We start from the raw sequence: 1,744 nt of genomic DNA, 5'->3' as shown, positions 1-1,744 counted from the left end.
AGCTGGAGCAGATCTGCGTCGCCGCGCAGAGCCCCGCCGGGCACATCGAGCAGTCCGCCGAGGACATGCTGCGCGGCTGCGCCCGCCTGCGGCCCAACGCGGCCCGCGCCGAGTACCGCGCCTGGCTCGCCGCCCGCCCCGTCGGCAGCGCCGTCACCGACCTGCTCACCGCCGCCCGCGGCGAGGACGCCCTGCTGCGCGGCCTCGCCTTCGAGGCGCTGCGCGTCGTGGGCGCCCCCGCCGAGCCGGACGTCAGGGCCGTCGTCGACGAGGCCTCCCTGCGCCCCTACGCCCTGCTCTGGCTCGCCGAACAGGAGGGCGCCGACCCCGAGGACGTCCACCTCGTGCTCAGCCGCGAGGAGTCCACCTGGCTCTGGATCGACACCGCGGCGGCCGTCGCCGACCACGGCGAGGCCCAACTCCTGGTGCGGCACCTCGAATCGGCGGTCCAGCCCACGGTGCCCGCCCTCCTGGACGAGGTGCGCCGCGCCGGACACCCCCGTACGGTCCAGGTCCTGGTCGCGCTCGCCGCGGCGCACCCGGACCCGGCGCTCGCCAAGGCCGTGCGGCGCGCCGCCTTCCAGGTGCACACCGGCGGCGAGTGAGCGGGACGGACCGCCCGGCGCCGCGGCCCGGTCAGCGGAAGGTGTCGCACTGCGCCATGTCGCCGGTGCGGTAGCCCTGGTAGAACCACTGCTGGCGCTGGCGGGCCGAGCCGTGCGTCCAGGACTCGGGGGTCACCCGGCCCTGGAACTTCTCCTGGATGCGGTCGTCGCCGACCGCCGCCGCCGCGTCGAGGCCGTCCTGGATGTCGGCGTCGTCGAGCCTGCTGATCAGCGGCCTGCCCGTGCGCTCGTCCGGGGTACGGGTCGCGTGCCGCGCCCAGACCCCGGCGTAGCAGTCGGCCTGGAGCTCGACCTTCACCGCGTTGCTGTCGCGGCCGGTACGGCCGTCCTGGGAGCGCTGGAGGGTGCCCATCAGGTTCTGGATGTGGTGCCCGTACTCGTGGGCCACGACGTAGGCCTGTGCGAAGGGCCCGCCGGTGGAGCCGAACTTCGTCCGCAGCTCGTCGAAGAAGCCGAGGTCCAGATAGACCTTGCGGTCGCCGGGGCAGTAGAAGGGGCCCACCGCCGAGGTCGCCGTGCCGCAGGCGGTGCCCACCCGGCCGGTGAAGAGCACGGTCCGCGCGGGGGAGTAGGAGCCCGCGCGGCGCTGGAACTCCGGGCGCCAGTAGTCCTGGACGCTGTTGACCACCGCGACGATGCGGCAGTCGTCCTTGGTGTTGGCGTCCCGGCCCGTGCGGCAGTCCTCCTGGACCTGCGCGAGGGAGGACGCCGTGGCGTCGGGCTCCTCGTCGCCCGAGGAGAGACCGAGCTGGTCGGGACCGACCCCGAAGAAGAGGCCGAGCAGCAGCGCGATGAGACCCGCGACGCCGCCGCCCACGGTCGCCCGGCCGCCGGGGATGCGGCTGCCGCGCACGTCCTGCACCTCGGAGGTGTCCAGGCCGGCGTCGTCGTCGAACTGCATGGCGCACCCCTTATGCCTCGCACCCGGCACGGCGCACGCCGTCCCGCACCGGCCTCCCGGCCACTTCATCCTGGTACGGACCCCCGGCCGCGGCGCCGGGCAGAGGTCCGAACGGGGGACGGGGCCACCCCGCACGCCGTGTCGCCGCCGCACCCGGCGGCCCGCGGCGCATCCCGCCGCTACGCTCTGCGCCTGATCCGTGGCACTGGTACCGAAG

Annotated in this window: 1 protein-coding gene and 1 pseudogene; one reads left to right on the top strand and one right to left on the bottom strand. The window is 75.2% G+C overall.

Going from position 1 to position 1,744, the window contains the following annotated elements:
• Positions 1-605, top strand: a pseudogene (locus AB8Z36_RS38605) (hypothetical protein); the annotation flags it as partial.
• Positions 606-636: 31 nt separating this feature from the next.
• Here the strand turns inward: AB8Z36_RS38605 and ypfJ are convergent.
• The gene (ypfJ, locus tag AB8Z36_RS38600; RefSeq protein WP_369218031.1) at positions 637-1,527 is read right to left on the bottom strand and encodes a KPN_02809 family neutral zinc metallopeptidase; all 891 of its coding nucleotides are present in this window, start codon (positions 1,525-1,527) and stop codon (positions 637-639) included.
• Between the last annotated feature and the right edge of the window lie 217 nt (positions 1,528-1,744).

Source organism: Streptomyces flavofungini (assembly GCF_041028215.1).
Taxonomy (GTDB): Bacteria; Actinomycetota; Actinomycetes; order Streptomycetales; family Streptomycetaceae; genus Streptomyces; species Streptomyces flavofungini_B.
This window is presented reverse-complemented; position numbering and strand designations above follow the sequence as displayed.